The 22,983-nt window shown below is 63.9% G+C and carries 26 protein-coding genes; 10 read left to right on the plus strand and 16 right to left on the minus strand.

Translation table 11 applies throughout. From position 1 onward, the window contains the following. Positions 1–40 precede the first annotated feature (40 nt). The 9 genes from ABIB78_RS17955 to glyA all read right to left on the minus strand — a co-directional run bounded on the left by ABIB78_RS17955 (position 41) and on the right by glyA (position 8,724). On the minus strand, positions 41–196 hold the full coding sequence (locus ABIB78_RS17955) for a hypothetical protein (RefSeq protein WP_016844991.1): 156 nt from the start codon (positions 194–196) through the stop codon (positions 41–43). A gap of 158 nt (positions 197–354) precedes the next feature. Next, a complete protein-coding gene (locus tag ABIB78_RS17960; RefSeq protein WP_429026905.1) occupies positions 355–2,475 on the minus strand; it encodes a sodium-translocating pyrophosphatase in 2,121 nt (706 codons plus the stop codon). A 224-nt stretch (positions 2,476–2,699) separates the two neighbouring features. Further along, a complete protein-coding gene (gene thiL, locus ABIB78_RS17965) occupies positions 2,700–3,701 on the minus strand; it encodes a thiamine-phosphate kinase (protein ID WP_429026907.1) in 1,002 nt (333 codons plus the stop codon). Between the two features lie 136 nt (positions 3,702–3,837). Continuing rightward, complete coding sequence (gene nusB / locus ABIB78_RS17970) at positions 3,838–4,332, minus strand: transcription antitermination factor NusB (RefSeq protein WP_092114726.1); 495 nt, start codon at positions 4,330–4,332, stop codon at positions 3,838–3,840. Between the two features lie 2 nt (positions 4,333–4,334). Further along, on the minus strand, positions 4,335–4,826 hold the full coding sequence (ribH, locus tag ABIB78_RS17975; RefSeq protein ID WP_429026909.1) for a 6,7-dimethyl-8-ribityllumazine synthase: 492 nt from the start codon (positions 4,824–4,826) through the stop codon (positions 4,335–4,337). A gap of 214 nt (positions 4,827–5,040) precedes the next feature. Beyond that, positions 5,041–5,649, minus strand: coding sequence for a riboflavin synthase (locus ABIB78_RS17980; protein ID WP_429026910.1), 609 nt, complete (start codon positions 5,647–5,649; stop codon positions 5,041–5,043). 110 nt (positions 5,650–5,759) lie between these two features. Then, complete coding sequence (gene ribD / locus ABIB78_RS17985; RefSeq protein ID WP_429026912.1) at positions 5,760–6,920, minus strand: bifunctional diaminohydroxyphosphoribosylaminopyrimidine deaminase/5-amino-6-(5-phosphoribosylamino)uracil reductase RibD; 1,161 nt, start codon at positions 6,918–6,920, stop codon at positions 5,760–5,762. Continuing rightward, positions 6,917–7,399, minus strand: coding sequence for a transcriptional regulator NrdR (nrdR, locus tag ABIB78_RS17990; protein ID WP_016844999.1), 483 nt, complete (start codon positions 7,397–7,399; stop codon positions 6,917–6,919). The genes ribD and nrdR overlap by 4 nt, the downstream gene beginning before the upstream one ends. 23 nt (positions 7,400–7,422) lie before the next feature. After that, entirely contained in the window at positions 7,423–8,724 is a 1,302-nt protein-coding gene (gene glyA / locus ABIB78_RS17995) for a serine hydroxymethyltransferase (RefSeq protein ID WP_429026915.1), read from the minus strand. Positions 8,725–9,329: 605 nt separating this feature from the next. Here glyA and ABIB78_RS18000 point away from each other — a divergent pair. Continuing rightward, entirely contained in the window at positions 9,330–11,606 is a 2,277-nt protein-coding gene (locus ABIB78_RS18000) for a TonB-dependent siderophore receptor (RefSeq protein WP_429026918.1), read from the plus strand. Between the two features lie 440 nt (positions 11,607–12,046). Here ABIB78_RS18000 and ABIB78_RS18005 read toward each other — a convergent pair whose 3' ends face one another. Both ABIB78_RS18005 and ABIB78_RS18010 read right to left on the minus strand, forming a co-directional pair. Then, positions 12,047–12,328 (minus strand): hypothetical protein, encoded by a 282-nt coding sequence (locus tag ABIB78_RS18005; protein WP_429026920.1) that lies wholly within the window; start codon positions 12,326–12,328, stop codon positions 12,047–12,049. Positions 12,329–13,188: 860 nt separating this feature from the next. Then, complete coding sequence (locus ABIB78_RS18010) at positions 13,189–13,404, minus strand: hypothetical protein (protein ID WP_429027428.1); 216 nt, start codon at positions 13,402–13,404, stop codon at positions 13,189–13,191. Between ABIB78_RS18010 and ABIB78_RS18015 the strand changes: the two genes are divergently transcribed. The 6 genes from ABIB78_RS18015 (at position 13,309) to ABIB78_RS18040 (ending at position 15,869) form a co-directional block, all read left to right on the plus strand. Further along, on the plus strand, positions 13,309–13,719 hold the full coding sequence (locus ABIB78_RS18015) for a hypothetical protein (protein ID WP_429026921.1): 411 nt from the start codon (positions 13,309–13,311) through the stop codon (positions 13,717–13,719). The genes ABIB78_RS18010 and ABIB78_RS18015 overlap by 96 nt on opposite strands. Beyond that, positions 13,605–13,871: a helix-turn-helix domain-containing protein gene (locus ABIB78_RS18020; RefSeq protein WP_429026924.1), complete on the plus strand. Its 267-nt coding sequence runs from the start codon at positions 13,605–13,607 to the stop codon at positions 13,869–13,871. Before ABIB78_RS18015 ends, ABIB78_RS18020 begins: the two co-directional genes overlap by 115 nt. Positions 13,872–13,902: 31 nt before the next feature. Beyond that, positions 13,903–14,118, plus strand: a complete 216-nt coding sequence (locus ABIB78_RS18025) for a DUF6894 family protein (RefSeq protein WP_429026926.1) — start codon at positions 13,903–13,905, stop codon at positions 14,116–14,118. 374 nt (positions 14,119–14,492) lie between these two features. Further along, a complete protein-coding gene (locus tag ABIB78_RS18030) occupies positions 14,493–14,948 on the plus strand; it encodes an Hsp20 family protein (protein WP_429026927.1) in 456 nt (151 codons plus the stop codon). Positions 14,949–15,378: 430 nt separating this feature from the next. Continuing rightward, the gene (locus ABIB78_RS18035) at positions 15,379–15,687 is read left to right on the plus strand and encodes a hypothetical protein (protein WP_429026928.1); all 309 of its coding nucleotides are present in this window, start codon (positions 15,379–15,381) and stop codon (positions 15,685–15,687) included. Then, positions 15,684–15,869, plus strand: a complete 186-nt coding sequence (locus ABIB78_RS18040) for a hypothetical protein (protein WP_429026929.1) — start codon at positions 15,684–15,686, stop codon at positions 15,867–15,869. Before ABIB78_RS18035 ends, ABIB78_RS18040 begins: the two co-directional genes overlap by 4 nt. Positions 15,870–16,315: 446 nt before the next feature. On the opposite strand, the gene ABIB78_RS18045 is transcribed toward ABIB78_RS18040, so the two are convergent. The 4 genes from ABIB78_RS18045 to ABIB78_RS18060 all read right to left on the minus strand — a co-directional run bounded on the left by ABIB78_RS18045 (position 16,316) and on the right by ABIB78_RS18060 (position 18,611). Then, positions 16,316–16,537 carry a hypothetical protein gene (locus tag ABIB78_RS18045; protein ID WP_050422593.1) on the minus strand — a complete coding sequence of 74 codons (222 nt, stop codon included), beginning with the start codon at positions 16,535–16,537 and terminating at the stop codon, positions 16,316–16,318. A 20-nt stretch (positions 16,538–16,557) separates the two neighbouring features. Continuing rightward, the gene (locus tag ABIB78_RS18050; protein ID WP_429026932.1) at positions 16,558–16,788 is read right to left on the minus strand and encodes a hypothetical protein; all 231 of its coding nucleotides are present in this window, start codon (positions 16,786–16,788) and stop codon (positions 16,558–16,560) included. Positions 16,789–16,972: 184 nt separating this feature from the next. Continuing rightward, positions 16,973–17,491: a transcriptional regulator LdtR gene (ldtR, locus tag ABIB78_RS18055; RefSeq protein ID WP_018271925.1), complete on the minus strand. Its 519-nt coding sequence runs from the start codon at positions 17,489–17,491 to the stop codon at positions 16,973–16,975. Between the two features lie 658 nt (positions 17,492–18,149). Next, entirely contained in the window at positions 18,150–18,611 is a 462-nt protein-coding gene (locus tag ABIB78_RS18060) for a DUF6163 family protein (RefSeq protein WP_429026934.1), read from the minus strand. 196 nt (positions 18,612–18,807) lie between these two features. Here ABIB78_RS18060 and hemB point away from each other — a divergent pair, with 196 nt between their 5' ends. The 3 genes from hemB (at position 18,808) to ABIB78_RS18075 (ending at position 21,478) form a co-directional block, all read left to right on the plus strand. Next, positions 18,808–19,872 carry a porphobilinogen synthase gene (gene hemB, locus ABIB78_RS18065; protein WP_429026936.1) on the plus strand — a complete coding sequence of 355 codons (1,065 nt, stop codon included), beginning with the start codon at positions 18,808–18,810 and terminating at the stop codon, positions 19,870–19,872. A gap of 185 nt (positions 19,873–20,057) precedes the next feature. After that, positions 20,058–20,615, plus strand: a complete 558-nt coding sequence (locus tag ABIB78_RS18070; RefSeq protein ID WP_429026938.1) for an RDD family protein — start codon at positions 20,058–20,060, stop codon at positions 20,613–20,615. Between the two features lie 86 nt (positions 20,616–20,701). Continuing rightward, positions 20,702–21,478, plus strand: a complete 777-nt coding sequence (locus ABIB78_RS18075) for an arginyltransferase (protein WP_429026940.1) — start codon at positions 20,702–20,704, stop codon at positions 21,476–21,478. Positions 21,479–21,491: 13 nt separating this feature from the next. On the opposite strand, the gene ABIB78_RS18080 is transcribed toward ABIB78_RS18075, so the two are convergent. Further along, a complete protein-coding gene (locus ABIB78_RS18080; protein ID WP_429026942.1) occupies positions 21,492–22,865 on the minus strand; it encodes an Nramp family divalent metal transporter in 1,374 nt (457 codons plus the stop codon). Positions 22,866–22,983: the final 118 nt, after the last annotated feature.

Here is a 22,983-nt window from a genome sequence, read left to right on the forward strand (position 1 = left end):
GCCACCGCCGCCATCCTTTCGGAGCACGGTGCGGCTCATGCTACGAAGACTTGTTGATCTTCTTGACCTTGGCGTCGGTTGCTTCAATTGACATCGCCAGTTCCAGGATCGCCTTCGACAGTAGCTCGATGGCCTCCTTCTGATCCTGTGACTTGGAGGCGCGGAGCGCATAGTTCCGTGCGGATGAGAGCGACATCGATTGATCTCCGGGTTGTTCTCGGGGGATATCATTGGCGGAAAGCCGGTCAATTCGGCAAACACTCCTAACGAAGTGCATGCAAAACAAAAACCCCGCGGCTTGCACCGCGAGGTTTTGCATTTCAGGCGTTTCGCGCCGTTCAGTGCGCCAAGAACTTAGTGTGCCAAGATCGCCAGCAGCAGCAGCGCCACGATGTTGGTGATCTTGATCATCGGGTTCACCGCGGGGCCCGCCGTGTCCTTGTAAGGATCGCCGACGGTGTCGCCGGTCACCGCGGACTTGTGGGCGTCGGAGCCCTTGCCGCCGTAGTGGCCGTCCTCGATGTACTTCTTGGCGTTGTCCCAGGCGCCGCCGCCCGAGGTCATCGAGATTGCGACGAACAGGCCGGTGACGATGACGCCGAGCAGCATCGCGCCGACCGCGGAGAAGGCCGCCGACTTGCCGGCCGCGCCGCCGCCCGCGATCGCGTAGATCAGGAAGTAGACGACGATCGGCGACAGCACCGGCAGCAGCGACGGGATGATCATCTCCTTGATCGCCGCCCGCGTCAGCAGGTCGACCGCCTTGCCGTAGTCGGGCTTGTCGGTGCCCTGCATGATGCCGGGCTTCTCGCGGAACTGACGGCGCACCTCCTCGACGATCGCGCCGGCGGCACGGCCGACCGCGGTCATGCCCATCGCACCGAACAAATACGGCAGCAGGCCGCCGAACAACAGGCCCACCACCACGTAGGGGTTGTTGAGCGAGAAGTCGGGATTGACCCCCTTGAAGTAGAGGTGGTTGGCGGAGTCAGCGATGAAGAATTTGAGGTCCTGATTGTAGGCCGCAAACAGCACCAGCGCACCGAGACCGGCGGAGCCGATCGCGTAGCCCTTGGTCACCGCCTTGGTGGTGTTGCCGACCGCGTCGAGCGCGTCGGTCGACTTGCGCACTTCCTTCGGCAGCCCCGCCATCTCGGCGATGCCGCCGGCGTTGTCGGTGACCGGGCCGAAGGCGTCGAGCGCGACGATCATGCCGGCCAGCGCCAGCATGGTGGCGGTCGCGATCGCGATGCCGAACAGGCCGGCCAGGCTGTAGGTGACGAGGATGCCGGCGATGATGACGAGCGCGGGCAGCGCGGTCGCCTCCATCGAAACCGCGAGGCCCTGGATCACATTGGTGCCGTGACCGGTGACGGATGCCGCCGCAATCGACTTCACCGGGCGGTAGTCGGTGCCGGTGTAGTACTCGGTGATCCAGATGATCAGGCCGGTGACGGCGAGGCCGACCACGCCACACCAGAACAGCGATAGGCCGGTGTACTCGACGCCGTCGAGCTTGCCGAAGCCGATCAACCAGTTGATCACGGCCGCAACGCCGACCAGGGACAGCAGGCCGGTGGCGATCAGGCCCTTGTACAGGGCGCCCATGATCGACTGGCTGGCGCCGAGCTTGACGAAGAAGGTGCCGATGATCGAGGTGATGATGCAGATGCCGCCGATTGCGAGCGGCAGCGTCATCATGTTCACCAGGATCGGCGTCTTGGCGAAAAAGATCGCCGCGAGCACCATGGTGGCGACCGCGGTCACCGCATAGGTCTCGAACAAGTCCGCCGCCATGCCGGCGCAGTCGCCGACATTGTCGCCGACATTGTCGGCGATGGTGGCCGGGTTGCGCGGATCGTCCTCGGGGATGCCGGCCTCGACCTTGCCGACGAGGTCGCCGCCGACGTCAGCACCCTTGGTGAAGATGCCGCCGCCGAGACGGGCGAAGATCGAGATCAGCGAGGCGCCGAAGCCGAGCGCCACCATGGCGTCGACCACGGTGCGGCTGCTCGCCTCGAGCCCCATGAACTTGACCAGCACCATGAAGTAGATGGTGACGCCGAGCAGCGCGAGACCGGCAACCAGCATGCCGGTGATTGCGCCCGCCTTGAAGGCGAGCTCGAGGCCGCCGGCAAGCGAGGTGGTCGCCGCCTGCGCGGTGCGGACATTGGCGCGCACCGAGACGTTCATGCCGATGAAGCCGGCCGCGCCCGACAGGATGGCGCCGATCGCAAAGCCGATTGCCACCAGAAGACCGAGGAAGTAGGCCAGCACCATGAAGATCACGATACCGACAATGCCGATCGTGGTGTATTGCCGCCGCAGATAGGCTTGTGCACCCTCGCGCACCGCGCCCGCGATTTCCTGCATGCGCGGACTACCCGCATCCGCGTTCAGGACCGACCGCGTCGCCCAGATCGCGTAGACGATGGAAAGCGCCCCGCAGAGCACAATCAACCATAAAGCTGTCATTGAATGTTGCCTCAGATCCTTGATGTAACCCCCGCGCCTTCATGGTGCCGCCAGGGAGCGGCAGGCGCTTATTTTGCGAGGACAATCCTCCCCAAGAACGGATTGCCTCAAATCGGGCGCGACCTTGCCAAAATCGTTACCGCTGTGCAACGCCACCTGTGGCCGAAAAAGCCGATATCGGCAGCTATTTAGAAGGAAAATCGACGCGGTACGCCGCGGGAATTCTAGAAATGGCTGTAGGACAGACGCTTCAGCGCCAGTTCCCGGCCCTGTCCGTCGAGGAAGCTTGGCGAAGACAAGCCGGCGATCAGGCCGCCGATCGCGGTCACCGCGACCTTGGCCTGCCGTGCCTCCCGCAAAAAGGCGTCTACATGATCGCCCGGGACCGCGCACAAGAGCTCGTAGTCATCACCGCCGGCCACCAAGGTCTCGATATCGATCGCCTTGCGCGCGAGCAGCCCCGCGGCCGCAGACGACAACGGAATACTCGGCACGTTGATCACGGCCGCCACACCACTGGCCGCGCAAAGCTTGGCCAGATCGCCCGCGAGACCGTCGGACACATCCATCGCCGCGCTGGCGTGGGCACGGACGGCCTTGGCAAGTGCGTTGCGCGGCTGCGGAACACGATAGCGGGCGGCAAGAAAATTCCGGCCGACGACATCGTCCGCTAGCGTCGCCGCGACCGGACCACCCCGGAGCACATCGAGGCCGAGCGCGGCATCTCCGATCGTGCCGGTGACAAACAGACGGTCCCCCGCCTTTGCCCCCGCGCGATGCACCATCTTGCCCTGCGGCACCCGGCCGAAGGCGGTGATCGAGATCATCAGCGGCCCCGGCGTCGAGACCGTGTCGCCTCCGAGCAGCGGGCAGCCGTAATGGCTGGCATCGTCGCCGAGCGCCTGGGCAAACGGCTTCAGCCAGGCCTCCTCGGCGCGGCGCAGCGCCAGCGTCAGCACGAAGCCCGCCGGAACAGCCCCCTTGGCAGCGATGTCGGAGAGGTTCACCCGCAGCGCCTTGCGCGCCAGCGTGTCGGGCGGATCGTCGGCGAGGAAGTGCACGCCTTCGACGATGGCGTCCGTGGTGACCACGATGTCCTCGCCGGCCGCCTTCAGTGCGGCGGCGTCATCGTCGAGGCCGAACGCGCCCGGATCGGTCGCGAGCGGCTTGAAATAGCGCGCGATGAGGGAATCTTCACCGGAGGGCTTGTCGTGACGCTCTGTCATATCTCGCGACTACCCTCAGCTGTCATCGCCCGGCCGGACCGGGCGATCCAGTACGCCGGGAAGCCATCGTTGCCCACAATCGTCGCGGCGTACTGGATCACCCGCATGCGCGGGTGATGACGGCGGAATAAGTGGTTCAGCCCCGCACAAACTCGTCGCCGCGGAACTGGCGCGCGATCTGGTCGAGCACGGCGTTGACCATACCCGTCTCGTCCTTCTCGACAAAGGCATGCGCGACGTCGACATATTCCGAGACCACCACGCGGCCCGGCACGTCGCGGCGGTGCTCGAGCTCGTAGGACCCTGCCCGCAGCACCGCGCGCAGGATCGCGTCGATCCGCTTCAGCGGCCAGCCCTTCGACAGTGCCTCGTCGATCAGGGGATCGAGCTTGGCCTGGTCGCGCACCACGCCGGAGACGACATCGCGGAAGAACGCCGCTTCCGCGGGCAAATATTTCTCGCCCTCGACCTCGTTGCCGAGCCAGTGGCTCTCGAACTCGGCGAAGATGTCGTTGATGCCAGCGCCGCCGATGTCCATCTGGTAGAGCGCCTGCACGGCAGCGAGCCGGGCCGCGCCGCGCCGGTTGGCTTTCCTGTCGGGGGCTTTCGCCGGCTTCTTGTTGTCAGCCATGGTCAGGCCTTTGCCAGGCGGCGCTTGATCCGCAGCATCGCGATCGCCGCACGCGCCGCGTCGCCGCCTTTGTTCAACTCGCTGGCGCGCGCCCGCGCCCAAGCCTGCGCCTCGGTGTTGACGGTGAGGATACCATTGCCGAGCGGAAATTTCCGGCTCACGGCCAGATCCATCAATCCGCGCGAGGACTCCTGCGAGACGATCTCGAAATGGATGGTGTCGCCGCGCACCACGCAGCCGAGCGCGATCGCCGCATCATAGGGTTTGCCGTTCGCCGCTGCCGCATCGATCGCAATCGCGATCGCCGCCGGAATCTCCAGCGCGCCCGGCACCGTGACCACCTCATGGCTGGCGCCGGCCGTATTCAGCTCGGCGAGTGCGCCCTCAAGCAGTGCATCCTGGATGTCGTCATAAAACCGTGCCTCGACGATCAGCACGCGTGCGCCTGTGATGTCGGTCTCGTCCTTCAGGGGTGCGCGCCGCGCGTCAGCCATTGCAATACCAATCGGAACTTGGGGAGGAGTTGTGCAGCGTTTTAGGCGCAGCAGGCGATAAAGCCAAGGGCAATACTGGCCCGGATGTCACCGCGATCAGCCCGATTTTTCAGGTCGGGTTCGCCTGCAATGCATAGGCGACCGGGGCTGGAAATCGCCCGAGGCGAATAGGCGGATAAGGACATCCGTCTCGGCCGCAATGCCCGGGCCGAGGCTATTTCATCTCCGACAGCCGCGCAGCGTAACGGGCCATCAGATCGACCTCGATATTGACCTCGCTGCCGGCCTTCCAGCCGCTCAGGGTCGTGACGGCAAGCGTGTGCGGGATGATCAGCACTGAAAAGCTGACGTCGTCGACCGTGTTCACGGTCAGCGATACGCCGTCCAGCGTGACCGATCCCTTCGCCGCGATGAAACGCGCCAGCTCGCGGGTGGTTCGAAGCTCGAACCGCGCCATGTCGGGCAGATCGTCGCGCTTGACGATGGTGGCGATCCCGTCGGCATGCCCGGCCACGATGTGACCGCCGAGTTCGTCGCCGATCTTCAGTGCGCGCTCGAGGTTGAGCCGGCCGCCCTGCGCCCAGTGCTTGGCGGTGGTCATGCCGAGCGTCTCCGCCGCGGCATCGACATCGAACCAGGTCTTGCCGTCCGCAGTGCCGGAAGCGACCACGGTGAGGCAGACGCCGTTGCAGGCGATCGAGGCGCCGTCGGCGATCGTGGCCTGGTCATAGTCGCAGGCAATCCGCATCCGGTGCAGTTGACCCTGCGCGACCGGCTTCAGACTGGTGATCTCACCAATATCGGTGACAATTCCGGTAAACACGACAAACCTCTTACTCTTCGTCATGGCCGGGCTTGACCCGGCCATCCACGACTTACCTCACTGCCGGCGACCAGGACGTGGATGCCCAGGTCAAGCCCGGGCATGACGACCTAGGATCGATGGTAGACAGTCAAAACATCTTTGCCGAGGGTTTCGCTAGCACGAACCTTGAAACCCGACGACTGCGTGATTGCGTCGAGCGGCATTGCGTCCAGCGCGGGAACGCCATCGGCACCGATCGGATCAGGTCCGCGCAACAGCCAGATTTCGTCGACAAGGCCGGCTGCGATGAAAGAACCTGCTACCCGCGAGCCGCCCTCGACCATCAGCCGCGTGATCCCTTTCTGCGCCAGCGCATGCAAGGCGGCCGGCACGTCGAGCCCTGCGGGCGCGCTGGCGGCGACGCGGATCACCTGGGCGCCGGCGGCGCCAAGCTTCACCGCGGCCGGCGCCTCGGCCATGTCAGATGTCATCACCCACAGCGGCGTCTCGCGCGCGGAATGCACCAGGCGGCTGTCGCCTGAGATCCGCAGCGCGCGATCCAGCACCACGCGCACCGGCGAGCGCGCCGCCATGCCGGGCAACCGGCAGGTCAGCAGCGGATCATCGGCCTTGACTGTGCCAATGCCGACCAGGATCGCATCGCTCTGCGCGCGCAACAGATGCGCGCGGGTCCGCGCGGCCTCGCCGGTGATCGCAATGGGCTTACGGCCGCTGCCCGCGATCTTGTCATCGGCTGACAGCGCGAGCTTGAGGATCACATGCGGGCGCTTGTCCGTGATACGGCGCAAGTGTCCGGCATGGTCGCGGGCGGCCTCCGCCGCACACAACCCGACATCGACCGCGATGCCGGCGGCGCGCAGCTTGGCGTGCCCCTTCCCGGCAACTTCCGGATTGGGGTCCTCGATCGCCGAGACCACGCGGGCAAGCCCGGCCGCAACGACGGCGTCCGCACAGGGCGGCGAGCGGCCGAAATGCGAGCAGGGTTCGAGCGTGACATAGAGCGTGGCGCCACGCGCGGCATCACCGGCGCGCCGGAGCGCCTCGACCTCGGCATGCGGGCGGCCGCCTGCTTGCGTCCAGCCGCGGCCGACGATCACGCCGTCCTTGACGATGACGGCGCCGACCGCCGGGTTGGGCCAGGTGCGCCCGAGCCCGCGCCGGCCGAGCGCGAGCGCAAGCTGCATAAAGCGCAGATCGGCGGCTTTGGCCGTTTCCTTGGCCTCTTTGGATTTCTGCGCCAGCTGTTCTTCCAGAATGCGGAAGATCATTTGCGCAACGTTGCGAGCCGCGGGTCCTCTTCGCCGGTCAGCTCGTCGAGCACGGCCTCAAAGTCCTTGGCCTCGCGGAAGTTACGATAGACCGAAGCGAAGCGCACATAGGCGACATCGTCGAGCTGGCGCAGATGCTCCATCACGATCTCGCCGATCGCCTCCGAGGAAACCTCCGCCTCGCCGCCGCTTTCGAGCTCACGCACGATGGTAGACACCATCTTCTCCACCCGCTCCGACTCCACTGGGCGCTTGCGCAATGAGATCTGCAGCGAGCGCACCAGCTTGTCGCGGTCGAACGGCACGCGGCGGCCATTGCGCTTGATGACGGTCAGTTCGCGCAGCTGCACCCGCTCGAAGGTCGTGAAGCGGAAGTTGCAGGCCATGCACACGCGCCGCCTGCGGATCACCGCGGAGTCCTCGGTCGGACGCGAGTCCTTGACCTGCGTATCAAGGGAGTTGCAACTCGGGCAGCGCATCCGACTGGACCTCTAGCGAACGCCTACTGATAGATCGGGAAACGGTCGGTCAGCGCCTTGACGCGCTCCTTGATCGCAGCCTCGACCAGCGGCGCCTTGCCGTCCGGCGACTGCGCCAGCGCGTTCAGCACTTCCGCGATCATGCCGCCGACCTGCTTGAACTCGGCGACGCCGAAGCCGCGCGTGGTCGCCGCCGGCGTACCGAGCCGCAGGCCCGAGGTGACGAACGGCTTTTCGGGATCGAACGGGATGCCGTTCTTGTTGCAGGTGATGCCGGCGCGCACCAGCGCCTTCTCGGAGATGTTGCCCTTCAGCCCCTTCGGTCGCAGGTCGACCAGCATCAGATGGTTGTCGGTGCCGCCGGAGACGATGTCGAGACCGTGGCTGCGCAGCGTCTCGGCCAGCGCCTTGGCGTTCTCGACCACGTTCTTGGCGTAGACCTTGAAGTCGGGCCGCAGCGCCTCGGCGAACGCGACCGCCTTGGCGGCGATGACGTGCATCAGCGGGCCGCCCTGCAGGCCGGGGAAGATCGCCGAGTTCAGCTTCTTCGCCAGCGTCTCGTCATTGGTGAGGATCAGGCCGCCGCGCGGACCGCGCAGCGACTTGTGCGTCGTCGTGGTGGTGACGTGGGCGTGCGGCACCGGCGAGGCATGCACGCCGCCGGCGACGAGGCCCGCGAAATGCGCCATGTCGACCAGCAGATACGCGCCGACCGAGTCTGCGATCTCGCGGAAGCGCTTGAAGTCCCAGGCGCGCGAATAGGCCGAGCCGCCGGCGATGATCAGCTTCGGCTTGACCTGCTCGGCCTGCTTCTGGACCTCGTCCATGTCGATGATCTGGTCCTCGCGCCGCACGGTGTAGTGCGCGGCCTTGAACCACTTGCCCGACATGTTGACCGGCGAACCGTGGGTGAGATGGCCGCCGGCGGCGAGGTCGAGCCCCATGAAGGTGTCGCCGGGCTGCAGCAGCGCCAGAAACGCCGCCTGGTTCATCTGGCTGCCGGAGTTCGGCTGGACGTTGGCGAAGCCGGCACCGAACAACTTCTTGGCGCGCTCGATCGCCAGCGTTTCGGCGACGTCGACCCACTCGCAACCGCCGTAGTAGCGCGCGCCCGGATAACCCTCCGCGTATTTGTTGGTCATCACCGAGCCTTGCGCCTCCAGCACGGCGCGGCTGACAATGTTCTCGGAGGCGATCAGCTCGATCTCATGGCGCTGCCGGCCAAGCTCGCCCTTGATCGCGGCGGCGATCTCGGGATCGGCCTCGGCGAGGGTCGCCGTGAAGAAGGAATCGGGCGCGGAAGCGGTTTTGGAGGATGAGGTCATCGGCGAAATATCTCCACCGCCGCAAGCCTTTACACGGATGCGGACGGTCACGAGTGGCGGTCGAAGCTGGTTTCAGAGCGTTATCACATCGCCCCAAAATGGCCAAGCGGTTGCGGTCCCCGGCGGTTAATTATGCCAGATATGGTGGGGATGGCGGGGATTGCCAGCCAGCGGGGGCGGCCCCCGGCGGGCGCGGTTCCGGCCGCCCGGCGCGACACGGCTGCGGCGCCCCACGAGGGCGGACGAGACCCCCTGCCCCATCGCGCGAACATGCGGGACTGATGACTGCGGTGCTCGTCACCTCGCACTTCGCGAGACCAATCATCCAATCGCGCGACTTGCGACGCTCTCGAGCGCGACGCGTTCGATCGTGGTGCATCGAGTCACAAGACGATGACGAATTTTGAATCGTTCTTTGAATCGTTCAACACTGGATTGATTCAAAGCCTTCACGTGATGCGTGCAATTGCGCGTCGTACTCCGTTGTCTCTCAGTCACACCTGCACGCTTTGCGCATAGCTTCGATAGCTTCTAATCGCACGCAGGCTGTTCGCGAAAATCATCGTGATAACGACGCCCAAGAAACTTCTCTTTGGGGGCGTTGAATGACGGACGGGTGGATTCGGCCGCAGCGGCTTGCTGCTTCGGCCTTGGTGATGCTTTCGGTAGTCGGTGCGGACGAGGTCTTCGCGCAGACGCAATTGCCGTCCGTGACAGTCGATGCGCCGCAGCGGCAGGCGGCGCGATCGCAGCAGCCTTCGCAACGGACCACGCGTGCACGAAGCGCTTCGCGCGGCGCAACGGCCGCCCCAGTGGGAGCGCAGCCACAGGCCGCACAGCAGGCGGCAGACGCCGGCGGCGGGCACGAGCGCGCCAACGGTCCGGTCACGGGCTATCTGGCGCGGCAGAGCGCCAGCGGCACCAAGACCAGCACGCCGATCATCCAGACGCCGCAATCGGTGACGGTGATCAGCGCCGAACAGATCCGCGACCAGAAGATCGTCAGCAAGTTCGACGAAGTGCTGCGCTACACGCCGGGCGTCGTCGGCGGCACCTTTGGCGCCGATTTCCGCAACGACTGGTTCCTGATCCGCGGCTTCCCCGCGCAGAACGAGTCGCTGTTCCTCGACGGCCTGCAGCTATTCTATACCTCCTATGCGAGCTGGAAGCTGCAGCCCTTCAATCTCGAGCGCGTCGAGGTGCTGCGCGGACCATCCGGGATCCTGTACGGCGGTTCGGCGCCGGGCGGCCTCGTCAATGCGGTGAGCAAGCTGCCGCAGGCGGAGCCCATTCGCTACATCGAGACCGGCGTCAACAACTTCGGCAACGCCTATACCCAGTTCGACATCGGCGGCGCGGTCGCACAGCCCAACAACGGCCAGGTGCAGTACCGGCTGGTCGGCCAGGCCCAGGGCGGCGGCACCCAGACCGACTATATCTACGACAACAATTTCTTCTTCGCCCCGTCGGTGACCTGGCGGCCCGACGCCGACACCAGCCTCACCGTGTTCGGCATGGCCTCGCACAGCAACACCCGCGCGCTGAACTTCCTGCCCTATGTCGGCACCGTCACCAGCGCGCCGTTCGGCCGCATTCCGACCAGCCTGTTCGTCGGCGACCCCAGCGTCGACCAGTTCCGCCGCGACCAGGAGATGGTCGGCTACCAGTTCCAGAAGAGCGTGACCGACAGCGTCGACTTCCGCCAGAACGCGCGCATGGCCCATGTCGACGTCTATTACGCCGGCCTCTACGGCCTCGGCTACGCGACCACGCCGGCGGCCGCCGACATCACGCGCGGCAATTTCTACACCCGCGGCATCGCCACCCAGCTCAACCTCGACAATCAGCTCGAATACCGCTTCGCCACCGGCGCGCTGCAGCACACGGCGCTGGTCGGCGTCGACCTGAAATATTACGGCATCGACGACCGCCAGGGTTTTGGCATGGGCACGAATCTCAACGTGCTCAATCCGATCTACGGCAACAACCTGCCTTATAGCGGAGCGCTGTATCAGGACGCCTATCTCACCCAGGGAATGGCCGGGCTCTATCTGCAGGATCAGGTCAAGCTCGACCGCCTGACGGTCGTGCTGTCCGGACGCCAGGACTGGGTCGATCTCACCAACAACAACCGGATCGGTGCTTCCCAGGGCCGCGACGACAGCAAGTTCTCCGGCCGGGTCGGCGCGATCTACAATTTCGACAGCGGCGTTGCGCCCTACGTCTCCTACATGACGGGCTACAATCCGGTCATCGGCACCAACTCCGCCGGCCAATTGCTGCTGCCGGAGACGTCCGAGCAGACCGAGGTCGGCGTCAAGTATGAGCCGGTCGGGCTCAACGCACGGTTCGGCGTCGCGCTGTTCGATCTCAAGCGCAAGAATGCGCTGACCACCGATCCGAACAACACCCTGTTCCAGACCCAGAATGGCGAGGTCACCTCGCGCGGCGTCGAGCTCGAGGCGGTCGCGAACATCACGCGGGATTTCAAGCTGGTGGCGAGCTACACCAATTACGAGCTGTTCGTCAGCAAGGACCTCAACCCCGCGCTGATCGGCACCGTGCCGACCAACACGCCGCGGGAGCTCGCATCAGTCTGGACCGACTACACCTTCCGCGACGGTCCGCTGCAGGGCTTCGGCTTCGGCGGCGGCGTGCGCTATGTCGGCTCCTCCTTTGCCGACACCGCGAACACCGCGCGCGTTCCGGGGGTCGTGCTGGGCGACCTCGCCTTGCACTATGAGTGGGACAACAACTGGCGCGCGGCGCTCAATGTCGTGAACGTCACCGACAAGATCTACGTCGCGAGCTGTGCGACGACCAGCTCCTGCTACTACGGCGATCGCCGGCGCATCACGGCGAGCCTCGCCTACAAATGGTGAGCATGCCGCGACGCGGTCTGCTCACGGAACAGAACCATCATCGAGACAGAGCGGCGGCGTTCAGCCGCCTCTCTTTCTTTTTTAACCGTCGTCAGGGTGGTGTCAGCATGTCGCGCTAGGTTCGCGCCGCGGCAGCATTTTGCCGCGCCCAGACTGGCCCGCTCCGAAATGCGAGCCCCGGAGCGGGCCTTTACCTGCCGAGGGTTTCCCCGAGGCAGCCCAAGGGGTCCGAGGCCATCGCGCCGGCAGCAGCAGAGCCGTGTCGCCGAGCCCGGTCGTCGCCGCCTTTGCCCACAGGCTGCCATTCGGATGCGCTGGGCAGAGTTGGTCCTGTCAATGAGCCGCGGGCCGATCTTCAGTCGGCTCGGACTCGCAAATTCCGGCTCCAGAACGGGCTCGAGGTAGCATCGAGGGCGGATTCCTGAGCGCGCGGGTCGATGTCAGAATGCATTCTTGAATTGCGCGACATAGCCGGGGCTCCCATAGACCCACATGGGCTCGTCGCATTGTTGTGGGCCTGTGTCGTTCATGCAGGCGGAACTCCACCGCGGAGCCACGATCTGACGCCCGACGATCCTGAATCCTTGCAGTCCGCTGCCGATTGTCGGTCCTGTGCCGACATGCGCTCGATCGCTGCCTTTACCGGTTCGGGCATGAGCCAAAGCTTGGGTCGCGAGAGATGGCGCCAGCATGAGTGCCGCCAGAAGGTAGATGATCTTCATCGTTCAGCCGCCTCGATTGAGCCTCGCGCAGGCGAGACAAGTGCGTTGCTGAAGGAAGACCGAGATCGGAGTCCGGATATTTCCGGATCACGCAAATGTTGGCCGTGTTGCCGTCTGTCTCGACGCGGCAGATATCGCAAGCGCCGCGTGTTAAGCCGGACAATGACGCCGGCTCAGTGAGCAGGCTTCTTCGTCAGCCCCCGCTTTCGAATGATCGTCAGTCGACCGCTCACAGCGGCCTCTGTGCGTCCGAGCTTGTGAGCTATCTCACGCTGGCTCAGACCCGTCTCTCTGAGCATTTGCAATAAATTTTGCTCGTCCTCGTCGGACCACAAGACTGATGACTTGCTTTGCAACTCGTATCCTCTGAAATGAGCGAAATATGACTTCGATTTGTGAGGCTGCCCCAGTCCAATTCGGGAGCGAAAATCCGACCATAGCCGCAATATATCACCCGGGCGAGCACGCAATTTCAAATCCAGGACGATACGCCCGTGGGTGGGCGCCGCAAATGGACACTCGTTGCGCGAGGTCGCGCGCCCTCGCCCGGATCGTCCGGGGCTCACGCCAAGCCCACCTAGTCCTCAACACGCAGAGATTAGCGGCGCTTCGGTCGTGGCCGGCTCATCATCCGTCATCACCGCTCGGTTCGAGGCAGTCGTCGGTGACGAGAACGCTGTATTGCGGTCCCGCCCCTGATGAGCATTGACCATTGCAGCAAGGCCACCCAAATTTTCAATCTAGCGAGTTCCGCGTTGGAAGGGACATGGCCGTTGCGCGCTGGCGCCTTCGGTTCGTCGCGCCAGACGAATAAGCGAGGACCCGATGCCGGTTGATATGATGATCCGCAAGTTGCGGCTTCACTCCGAGCTGTCAGAGCGAGATACAGCAGCGTTGCGGTCGATCGTCTCTCGCGTGAGGCAAATACCCCGGACACGATCATCCAGCGCGACGAAGAAGCGGCTGTCCAATGCGTCGTCATGCTCAGCGGCTTTTGCTATCGTTCGAAAGTTTCCGGCAATGGCAAGCGGCAGATTCTGTCCTTTCATATTGCCGGCGAGATGCCGGATCTCCACGGTGTATTCCTCAAGAAGATCGACTACGATCTGACGAGCCTGTCACCAGCCCGCGTCGGCTTCATTGATCATGCTGCGCTCGAGCAAGTCATCGACAAGCACCCGCAATTGCCAAGGCGCTCTGGCGCGAGACGCTGTTGGATGCAGTCCTATTCAGGCAGTGGATCGTCAGGTTCGGAACGCAGCCTGCCGCCAGCCGAATGGCCTATCTGGTCACTGAATTGCGCGAGCGTCTTGCAGCCGTCGGACTGGCCGTCGACGATCAATTCAGCTTTCCGATCACGCAGGCCAAGCTGGCCGAGGCGCTTGGATTGAGTACCGTGCACGTCAACCGCGTCCTGCAAACGTCCCGTTCGAACGGGATCCTCGACATTCAGGACCATGTAGTGACACTGGGCGACATCGAGAAGGTCATCGAACCAGGCGGCTTCAGCGAACTGTATTCCAGCCGCCGCGAAGACGCGTAGGAACGATCCGCATCAGCTCTGGTTGGCGCCAATGCCTCTCTATCATTTCACGATTTCCGGCAGGCGGCCGTATCGCAGCCAAGGCGGCCACCCCTTTAGCAATGATGCCGAAGCATGGGCGGAAGCGCGCTCCCTTGTGCGCGACGCGGAAGAAACTCTGACGCCCGACGAAGAGTGGGTACTCGAGGTCCTGCGAGAATCTGTTCCCATCTTTCGCATTAGCGTGAAGAGCGAGACATTCGGTTAGCCGTGGCAAAGGCATCCCAGCGCCTGCGCGGACGTCGCCCAGAGGCGCGACAATCAATTGCGAATACCAGAACTTGTTCCTGGCTCAGGGCTCTAGCGAACCGCCCGCCGGACCATTCGGGACTGCCCGGCCCGCAATGTCGGCTAATGGCTGCGGGGTTTGCCGGATGCGTTCAGCGGCGATCCCGAAGGGGTCAGATCAACCTCAAAAATTTTTCGGCCGGGTTCTTGACACGGCATCGCCGATTTCTACTTTTTTCGCGCCAGCCCGCGTCGCGGGAACTGGCGCCTGGTCGCCCTTCGGGGCCAGGCGAGACGGGCACCGGTCGTGTCCGGTGCCGTTCATATCCATCTTGCTCTATGGAGGATTTGGCTATGCGCACATACGACTTCTCCCCCCTGTTCCGGTCGACCGTCGGATTCGACCGGCTCTTTGATCTCGCCGAAGCGGCCCATCGGGCCGGTGAGGATCACTACCCGCCCTACAACATCGAACGCCTGGCCGAGGACCGATACCAGATCGTGCTCGCGATCGCCGGCTTTGCGCCCGACGAGATCTCGGTGACGGCCGAACAGAACGTTCTGACCGTCGAAGGCGTCAAGGTCGACCAGGCCGAGCGCGAGTATCTCTATCAGGGCATCTCGACGCGCAGATTCAAGCGCCAGTTCAGCCTCGCCGATTATGTCGAGGTCAAGAGCGCGGCGTTCGACAACGGACTTCTCAGGATCGAGCTGGCGCGCGAAGTGCCGGAGGCGATGAAGCCGCGACGCATCGCAATCAATGCGGCGTCGAGCAACTCGCCCCGACAGCTCGAAAGCGTCGCCGCCTGATCGAACCGGCGAAGCCGCGCGCCCGACGAACCAGCGCGGCTTCGTTTCCTCAGTAACTCGTCTTTCGAACGGAGGCATCCATGCGGCCGACGACCGCGCTTGCTCATAACGTTATTGACTTCAACCTGCCAATTCGCGCCCACCAGGAAGGCGCCCGCCACGGATATGAGACCCCGCACGATGTGGTGCGGGATTCTCGCCTGAGCCTGACCGAGAAGCGAGCTATCCTGGCATCCTGGGCCTCGGACGCCAGCGCTGTGGCGTCCAATCCGGTCTTGCGCGCACCCAGGGGGCTCAAATCACCCGTTCCTGTCAGCGATATCCTGGAAGCGCTTCGTGCTCTCGACGGTGGTCCACCGCATCCGCCAGGCGGCCGGCCTGCCCGCCTGCGCTCCGTCGACCGTTGCCTGGCCGCTTAGGAGGCAGCGAGATGACGGACATCAGACTACCGAAGCAGGTCATTGACCGGCTCGAGCGACGCTGGCGGTCAAGATTTGACCGGGAACGGCAGCTGAGCTCGGAACTGTTCGACCGCCGGCTTGAACAGTTGCGCGCGCATCGCAGCAATGTTCTGCGGTATCGGCGATTGCTGCAGACCCAACTCTCCGATCTCGAACGCGAGTTCATCGAAAGGCGGCTCTCCGAAGAAGTCGCGGCGACGCAAGGCGTCGCGGCCGACATTCCGCCGCTTCCGGCTGCCTCGTTCGATCGCGCTGCTTGCGAGGAGATCCGGCGATGAAGGGGCTGCAACAAATACTCATAAGAGGCAGTGAAAAGATCATCGGTCACTATCAATTCCTCGTCGATACGGCGATGTCGGAAGAGGAGCGCGAGCTCTTCCGCCGGAGGATCGAGGAAGAACGCAGGATACTGAGCCGGCTGCTCGATAAGTCCGACCATCAATCGGCACGCGCTGCCTGAGGCGATCATGGCGGCGGAGTATCAATATCGATGGCGATATCTCCGCCGCTTGGCCCAGCGCGAATGGCAGAAAGCCGTCCGCGGACCGCCGAACTATCGAAGGACGCATCCGTTATCCCGGACCTGTAGATATCCGGGAGAGGTCGCGTTATGTATCGCATTTACTATTTCGCCGTCTTCCTCGCTGTGACCGGCGCAGTCTTCGGTTCGCTGATCGCGATCGAGAAGATTTTTCATTCCATGGGTTCCGCGTAACGCGGCAAAGGAAACGGCCCCAGCGAGAGGGCCAAGCCGAGGCTGTCTTCTTCAATGAAGTCGCCGACCGCCGCTTGCTGCGAAACAATGGTATAACCGAGATGAAATCTGCCCTGCCCAGTCGGGCGGGCGCTGTGCGCCGACCGCGTGGTTCGCAATGACGTAGAGACAGTCGACGAAACCAGGCCGCGCTACAGCCCGGTATACCCGGCCTTCACATGGTCGGTGCTGCCGTCGAGCTGGCGCAGATAGGTCAGCCCGCACACGGTTAGCCGATGCGTATCGCGCTCGCCCGCATCGAACAGCGTTTGCACGTACTCTGTCACCTTCGCGCGCGCTTCGTCGCTTGCAGCGGACGTGCGGTTGAGCAGCAGATCGTACGTCTGCATGATCCGATCGATAGCGGCTTCCATTGAAGTCTCCGGGTTGACGCTCAGGCGACCACCAGCGTCTCGGCCTCGAATCTCGCGATCGCCTTGTTGGCGAGGCGGAGCCGATTCATCTCACCGCGCTGGAACAGCTTGACGATGATGCCAAGCAGGCGCTCATTGGTGGCGAAAGTGTCGGGAATGGCGCCGGATTTGCGCAGATAGTTCGAGGCGATCGCGTAGGCGTCACCGACGACCTCGACATTCAGCACCTCGATCCCGCGCTCGACCAGCATGTCCTGCCTCTCTGTTGGGAAACAGATAAAGCGCAGGGAACGCCTTGGTTCCTCGCTGGGCGCCATTTTTTTCGCACGTGCAGCATGAAAAACGCATCGGCCGGGCATGACCGATGCGTTGACTGGAGGAAGGCTGCCGGTCTTCTGGGCGGCCGGCTTGGCCATCAGGCGAAAACAGGAAGGCTCAAAGGCGATACAGGATCTGATCGGTCCAGAAGCGCTCGAGGCGGTGCAGCGACTTGTTGAGGCTCGCGAACTCCTCGTTCGAGATGCCGCCGACCTGCTCGACCGTCTTGACGTGCTTCTGATAGAGCGCATCGACGATCTTGCGGACTTCCTGGCCCTGCGGGGTCAGACGGATGCGGACCGAGCGACGATCGACGCGCGAACGCTGATGATCGAGGAAGCCGAGCTCGACCAGCTTCTTCAGATTGTAGGAGACGTTGGAGCCGAGATAGTAGCCGCGGGTGCGCAGTTCGCCGGCGGTCAGTTCCTTGTCACCGATGTTGTACAGGAGCAGCGCCTGCACCGAGTTGATGTCGGCGCGGCCACGACGATCGAATTCGTCCTTGATGACGTCGAGGAGGCGGCGATGCAGCCGCTCCACCAAAGTGAGGGCTTCGAGATAGAGCGGCTGCACCGGAGCTTGACCGGTAGCGCGATCAGCGGCATCCGCCGCCGTTGTCGCAACGGCTTTCATCATGACACTTCCCCTGTTTGTCGCTTTTATCGACTTTATTCGACGAAACTTGTGTCCCGCCTGATAGGTCCAACGTAAGGGGGCCGTTTGAATATCCGCTTAAATAAGAGAATAAAGAGATCATGAATTTAAGACAGTGAATCGTGGATTAAGCCCATGGATCAAGGGCTTTTCGCAACTTTTCATTGACGGTGGCAGACCGTTGTTCACGCTTCGTCTGCCGCCCCTGTCACATTCGGAAACAGTTTCGTTTGATTTCGAAACGGTGACGTAACGGGTATGAGGGAACCCTTTACGGTGACCGATCGGTTACCGGAAAATTCTTTGAAAATTTTACGGGGTGCATCGGTGGGACGGGCACGCGATACGCGCAAGCGGCCCGCATCAGGTGCCGAAGTCAGACCGGTTCCGCCGTCGGCCCGCGCAAAGCCGGCCGGCGCACGCCGAGATCCGCTGAAATTGGTCCCGACGGCAGGTCCCGCAGAGACGCTCCGGAAACGGGCCGCCTCGAAGGGGGTGCGATCTATGGCAACCACCTAGCCGAACCAGCGATGCTGTCTTCTCGTTGGGCGCACGGCTGCCAGATATTGCCAGCCGCCATCAGCTATTCGTCGCCTTGTCGCAGCCGGGCAACTGTGTATCAAGGCATCACGGCACGCGCCTATGGCGGGCGTTCGCGGGCCGACATCCAGGCGAGCACGAGATAGGCCGCGAGCATCACGGCCTCGAGCCCGACCACGGTGAGGCTGCCGCCATAGATGCCCGGAAACATCAGCTCGATGACCGCCATCGACACCACGGTGGTCAGCCAGACCACGGCGCCCCAGGGCGTCGCGAGCCAGAGCCCGACGGCGGCGACGAGTTCGATGACGGCGAAATAGATCGTCGCGGTCTGCCAGGCCATCGACTGGTTCTCGAAGGCCTCCTCCTCGCCGCCGACAAAGCCCGTCACCTGGGCCCAGTGATAGAGGCCCTTGGCGACCGAGACGACGGCCATGATGCGCAGGAAGATGACGAGGCGCCGCGTCCACGCATTGTCGTCCGGCTCGATCCGGTCGGACGAGATCGCGCTCACCGAGATGGCGTTGTCCCGCGCCTGATCGCGTGCAGAGGTGTCAGACATCCGAATCGCCGCGCAACGGCTGCAAAATGGGGTTCATGGCGCAGTCTTGGCCCGCCGGGAGCGTAAAATCAATTGCCGTTGCGGCAGATCAAGGGCGCCCGGGGTGCAATAGCGGCGCAATGACGGCGCCCCTGACAGGTGCTAGAAGTGGACTTATATCAGGTCCAGACCAGCCGTCCCTCGAGGAGATGAAGACATGGCGATCAAATTCGGGCGCCCGATCGAATTGCGCGATACGCCGCGACGCCAGACTGATGCCCTCGCCTCCCCCTCGCTCGACCTTACCATCCGCATGCGCCGCAATCGCAAGTCCGAATGGGCTCGCCGCCTGGTGCGCGAGAACGTGCTGACATCAGACGACCTGATCTGGCCGATGTTCGTGGTCGATGGCCACAACGCCCGTACGCCGGTGGCCTCGATGCCCGGCGTCGATCGGCTCACCGTCGACCAGATCGTCCGCGACGCCGAGCGTGCCGCGAAGCTCAACATCCCCTGCATCGCGCTGTTTCCCTTCACCGAGCCCGCCCTGCGCGACGAGCAAGGCTCGGAGGCGCTGAATCCCGACAATCTGGTCTGCCAGGCGGTGCGCGCGATCAAGAAGGAGTTTCCCGATATCGGCGTGCTCTGCGACGTCGCGCTCGATCCCTTCACCAGCCACGGTCATGACGGGCTGATCGAGGGCGGCAAGATCCTCAACGACGAGACTGTCGCGGTGCTGGTGAAGCAGGCGCTGACCCAGGCCGAGGCCGGCTGCGACGTGATCGCGCCATCGGACATGATGGACGGCCGCGTCAGTGCGATCCGCGAGGCGCTCGACGACAACGGCTTCGGCGACGTGCAGATCATGTCCTACGCGGCGAAATACGCTTCTGCCTTCTACGGCCCGTTCCGCGACGCGATCGGCTCGGCCAAGACGCTGACCGGCGACAAGCGCACCTACCAGATGGACAGCGCCAATTCCGACGAGGCGCTACGCGAAGTCGAGCTCGACATCGCCGAGGGTGCCGACATGGTGATGGTGAAGCCGGGCATGCCCTATCTCGACATCGTGCGCCGCGTGAAGGACCATTTCGCGATGCCGACCTTTGTGTACCAGGTGTCCGGCGAATACGCGATGATCGCGGGCGCCGCCGCCAATGGCTGGATCGACGGCGAGCGCGCGATGATGGAGAGCCTGGTCGGTTTCAAGCGCGCCGGTGCCGACGGCATCCTCACCTACTTCGCGCCGAAGGCCGCCGAGAAGATCAAGGCGGAAAGCTGAGCGCAGCCACTTCGCCCTCCTCGGCACAGCAACAATGGTTTGCCGTACCGCCGCTGTGCCCGCAAACACGGCACAGGTCAGCCGCCGAATCGCCGGATTATTTCGGCTAGTTAATGTTCGCGCAGGCTTGGCAGATGCGCCTCCTGTTCCCATGTCCTGCGCGAGACTTTCATCGGAGGTTGGTGATGTCCTACGGCAATCACGGCGGCACTTGGCGCAACGAAGCGTGGCGCAACGACGGTGGCGTTCCTCCGCATGCGTTTGATCCGTCGATGCAGCCGGACTTGTTCCGCGGCGTGCTGACGCGACGTGTGTTTGCGTTCCTGATCGACCTGTTCGTGCTGTCGGTGCCGGTGATCCTCGCCGTGCTTTTCATTGCCGTGTTCGGCCTCGTCACCCTCGGCCTCGGTTGGGCGCTGTTCTGGCTGGTATCGCCGGCCTCGATCGTCTGGGCCATCGTCTATTACGGCGCCTCGATCGGCGGCCCGCATTCGGCCACGCCAGGCATGCGCGTGATGGATCTGGAACTGCGCACCTGGTACGGCGCACCCGGCTATTTCGTGCTCGGCGCCACCTATGCGGTGCTGTTCTGGGTGACGGTCTCGTTCCTGTCGCCGCTGGTGCTCCTGATCGGGCTCCTCAACGGCCGCCGCCGGCTGCTGCACGACATCATCCTCGGAACCGTCATCATCAACAGTTCGGTCCGGACCCAGGTGTCCCCGGCCGCGCGGGCCTCTTATTAGGCCCGCCTAAACCAATTGACCGTTAGCCTCCGGGGGGCGATGCTAACTCGGCTGCCTGTATTGTATGTGGAGCCCGACGATCAGACGTGACCCAGCACTCGCGTGATACCCCCCAGTTCTATCTGACGGCGCCCTCGCCCTGCCCCTATCTGCCGGGCCGGCATGAGCGGAAGGTTTTCACGCACCTGGTCGGCGACAAAGCGGGCGATCTCAACGACTTGCTGACCCATGGCGGCTTCCGCCGCAGCCAGTCCATTGCCTACCGCCCGGCCTGCGACCAGTGCCGGGCCTGCGTTTCGGTCCGGGTGATCGCCAACGAATTCCGCCCCTCCCGCAACTTCCGCAAGGTGCTGGCCCGCAACGCCGACATCATCGGCGAGCAGCGCACGGCGGTGCCGACCTCCGAACAATATTCGGTCTTCCGCGCCTATCTCGACCGCCGCCACCGCAACGGCGGCATGGCCGACATGACCGTGCTGGACTACGCGATGATGGTCGAGGACAGCCATGTCGAGACCCGGATCATCGAGTACCGCAAGCGCAACGCCGACAGCGCCATCACCGGCCGCGGCGACGAGCTGATGGCGGTGGCGCTGACTGACGTGCTCAGCGACGGGCTGTCGATGGTCTATTCCTTCTTCGAGCCGGGGCTTGAGGCCCGCTCGCTCGGCACCTTCATGATCCTCGACCATATCGCCCGCGCCCGCCGGCAGGGGCTACCCTACGTCTATCTCGGCTACTGGATCGAGGGCTCCAAGAAGATGGATTACAAGGGCCGCTTCCTGCCGCAGCAGCGGCTCGCGCCCTCGGGGTGGCTCCGCGTCGACGCCACCGGCGAGGTGCTGGCCGAGCCGCAGGACTAGAGCATTTCCGGTTCTACGTGCCGAAGATCGTATCGATCAGAAGCTTCACGTTCAGGATCACGATCAGGCCGGCGACGATCCACGCTGCCACCGCAACCGGGATCGAGATCGCGAACGCACCCATCTTGCGCTTGTCGGACACGAAGCGCACCAGCGGGATCACCGCGAACGGCAGCTGCATCGACAGCACGACCTGGCTGAACACCAACAGCTGCGCGGTGCCGCTCTCGCCATAGAGCGCGGCGACCACGATGACCGGGACGATCGCGATGCCGCGCGTCACGACCCGCTGCAGCCAGTCGGGCAGCTTGAGGTCGAGAAAGCCCTGCATCACGACCTGGCCGGCCAGCGTCGCCGTCACCGTCGAGTTGAGGCCGGACGCGAGCAGCGCCACCGCAAACAGCGTCGAGGCGATGCCCAGCCCAAGCAGCGGCGACAACAGCTCGAAGGCCTGATCGATCTCGGCGACATCCGAATGACCGCTTTTGTGGAAGGTCGCGGCCGCCAGCACCAGGATCGCGGCGTTGACGAACAGCGCCAGCATCAGCGCGATGGTGGAATCGGTGGTGGCCCATTTGATCGCGTCGCGCCGCCCCTCCTCGGTGCGCGGATAGGCGCGGGTCTGCACGATCGAGGAATGCAGATAGAGATTATGCGGCATCACGGTGGCGCCGATGATACCGATCGCGATGTAGAGCATCTCCGGATTGGTGACGATCTCCCGCGACGGCATGAAGCCGCCGATCACGCCGGCAATCGGCGGTGCGGCAGCGGTGATCTGGACCACGAAGCAGACCGCGATGACGATCAACAGCGCGATCACGAAGGCTTCGAGGAAGCGGAAGCCGCGGTTCATCAGGAGCAGCAGCAGGAACGCGTCGAGCGCCGCAAGCAGCGCGCCGCCGATCAAGGGGATGCCGAACAAAAGCTTCAGCGCGATCGCGGTGCCGATCACCTCGGCGAGGTCACAGGCGATGATCGCGGCCTCGCAGGCAAGCCAGAGCAGCAGATTCACCGGCCGGGAATAGGTCGCGCGGCAGGCCTGCGCCAGGTCACGGTCAGTAGCGATGCCAAGCCTTGCTGCGAGCGCCTGCAGCAGGATCGCCATCAGGTTCGAAAGCAGGATGACCGACAGCAGCGTGTAGCCAAACTTCGATCCGCCCGCGAGGTCGGTGGCCCAATTGCCGGGATCCATGTAGCCGACCGAGACCAGATAGCCCGGGCCGGCGAAGGCCAGCAGCCGCCGCCACCACACGCCCGTGGTCGGCACCGCGACGGTCGCATTCACCTCGGGAAGGCTGCGCGCATGGCCGGCATCATCCCGCCAGCCGCCGGGCACGGCGTTGGGAACAGAAACGGAAGACATTTCAGGAGTCCGAGCGTCCATAGCGACAAGATGGCCGATCTCTCCCGGTATTGCAACTCATTTGCAACTGCATCTAGGCTCACGAAAATGATACCAGCCGACCGCCTTGTAAAGCACTGAGGAAGTGCTTTATGTTGGA

Origin of the sequence: Bradyrhizobium sp. I1.14.4 (assembly GCF_050435825.1) — a bacterium.
In the GTDB taxonomy this organism is placed as follows: domain Bacteria; phylum Pseudomonadota; class Alphaproteobacteria; order Rhizobiales; family Xanthobacteraceae; genus Bradyrhizobium.